Source organism: Polaromonas sp., assembly GCF_031411155.1.
Lineage (GTDB): Bacteria > Pseudomonadota > Gammaproteobacteria > Burkholderiales > Burkholderiaceae_C > Polaromonas.
Genome location: NZ_JANOAL010000132.1, coordinates 1 through 1,887 on the forward strand (window position 1 = coordinate 1; position 1,887 = coordinate 1,887).

Below are 1,887 nucleotides of genomic sequence, written 5' to 3' on the forward strand. Positions count from 1 at the left end.
GTGCTCTACCACAGCCGCCGCCCGGTCGATATGGCCAAAGTGCTGCCCGAACTGGCTGGCAAGGCCACCCACACGCCACTGGATGAATTGTTGCAGCGCGCCGACATCGTTGCCGCCGTACTGCCCCTGTCGGCGCAAACCCGGGGCCTCATGGGTGCGCGCGAGTTTGGCCTGATGAAACCCGGTGCAATATTCATCAACGGCGCGCGCGGCGCCATCGTGCAGGAGGGCGCCCTGCTGCAGGCCCTCAACCAGGGCACGCTGCGCGCCGCCGGACTCGACGTGTTTGCCACCGAACCACTGCCCATGGGCTCTCCGCTGCGTCGGCATCCACGGGTGACGGCGCTGCCGCATATTGGCTCGGCCACCTTTGAAACGCGGCACGCCATGGCGGAAATGGCCACCAGCAATCTGCTGCTGGCGCTGGCCGGCGAACGGCCGCTGGCGGTGTTTGAAGCGCAGGGCTAGACGCCGGCAAAGACGCCGGCCTGGCGCCGCCATTTCAGCCGAAATGTCGGCCAAATCTGGCTTTAGCCCAGGTTTTAAGCGAACCTCATGCTATTAAAACAGTAGCATTTTTTTGCAGGCAACTTGCGGCTGCCGGTCAGCTAGATCGGCTCGGGCGCAGGCTGCACCTGGCCGGGATTCGGCGGGGTGCTCAGCGGCTGCACTGGCTCCAGCGGCGGCACGTTGGGATGGGTCGCCATGCTCACGCCGTGCTGCGCCACGGCGCGGTCCACTGCCGGGTTGCGCTCTGGTGCAGGCGGGTCAGCGGGCAGCGGCGGTGCCGGCTCGTCGTTGCCGCCGTCGCCCGGCGTCACGTCGGGGTCCTCATTCGGAGCGACTGGAAGTTCAATCGGGTCGGTGTGCACGATTCAGACCCCCACCACAATCAAGGGCACGGTGTCGGTCACGACGGCTGCCGCGGCCGCCATGCTGGCACACACCGCGGTGACGTAGGCAATGCAGGCTGCCGCCAGGGGAAAAACCCTGCCGCGGATAGCGCGGTAGGGACGGAGCGACTGGCGTTTCGTGGAGCGTTTCATGGCGGCATCCTAAGTAATGCCTTCATGTTCGCCGCTGTCGCGCCGCCGGCTTATAGGCTGCCAGGCCCTCTGTTTGTCAGCATCCGGCTGACAGACGCGGCGCAGCCCGCTACTGCGCGTGCACCAGACCGCTGATCAGGGTGACCAGGCCCATGCCAATCAGCAGCCAGGCAATCTGCGCCGCCGTTTCCCCGGCGCTTGCCCTTTTTTGCAGCTGCGGAATCAGGTCGGCCAGCGCCACATAAATAAAGCTGCTGGACGCAATCACCAGGAAAACCGGCAGGTAGCTCAAAAGCTGGTCCACCAGCGCGTAGCCGACCACGCCGCCCAGCGCGGTCACGGCGCCGGCCAGAGTGACCTTGATCAGGGCGGCGCGCCGGTTGTCGGAGCTTTGGCGCAGCACCACCAGGTCGCCCATGTGGTGCGGCACCTCATGCACCAGCACCGCCAGCGCGGCCACAGCGCCAAGGCGCAGGTCGGCCATGAAGGCCGAGGCAATCAAAATGCCGTCGCCAAAGGCATGCACGCTGTCGCCGGCCAGCACGGCCCAGCCACCGGATTTGGCGTCATGGCTGTGGCCGTGATGGTGAACATTGGGTGGCACCTGCTCATGACCCGGGTCGTGGGCAGGGTCGTGGCCATGCGCGCCACCGGCATGGTGTTCATGCCCGTGGTGCCACAGCTCGGCCTTGTCCAGCAGAAAGAAAAACACCAGCCCGACCAGCAAGGTGGCAAACAGTTGCTGCGGGCTGATCGGGCTTTCAAACGCCTCGGGCAGCAAGTGCATGAAGGCCGTGGCCAGCAAGGCGCCGGCGGCCAGGCTCAGCATGTGCTGGGTGTA

The 1,887-nt window shown here is 65.9% G+C and carries 4 protein-coding genes; 1 reads left to right on the plus strand and 3 read right to left on the minus strand.

Annotation, left to right across the window (positions count from 1 at the left end; all coding sequences use genetic code 11):
• Nucleotides 1–468 (plus strand): NAD(P)-dependent oxidoreductase (locus RMO23_RS08875; protein ID WP_309680605.1); only part of this gene is annotated, 468 nt, incomplete at its 5' end.
• 140 nt (nucleotides 469–608) lie between these two features.
• Here the strand turns inward: RMO23_RS08875 and RMO23_RS08880 are convergent.
• The 3 genes from RMO23_RS08880 to RMO23_RS08890 all read right to left on the minus strand — a co-directional run.
• On the minus strand, nucleotides 609–821 hold the full coding sequence (locus RMO23_RS08880; protein WP_309680607.1) for a hypothetical protein: 213 nt from the start codon (nucleotides 819–821) through the stop codon (nucleotides 609–611).
• A 54-nt stretch (nucleotides 822–875) separates the two neighbouring features.
• Nucleotides 876–1,046, minus strand: coding sequence for a hypothetical protein (locus RMO23_RS08885; RefSeq protein ID WP_309680609.1), 171 nt, complete (start codon nucleotides 1,044–1,046; stop codon nucleotides 876–878).
• Between the two features lie 109 nt (nucleotides 1,047–1,155).
• A partial coding sequence (locus RMO23_RS08890) for a ZIP family metal transporter (protein WP_309680611.1) occupies nucleotides 1,156–1,887 on the minus strand: 732 nt, incomplete at its 5' end.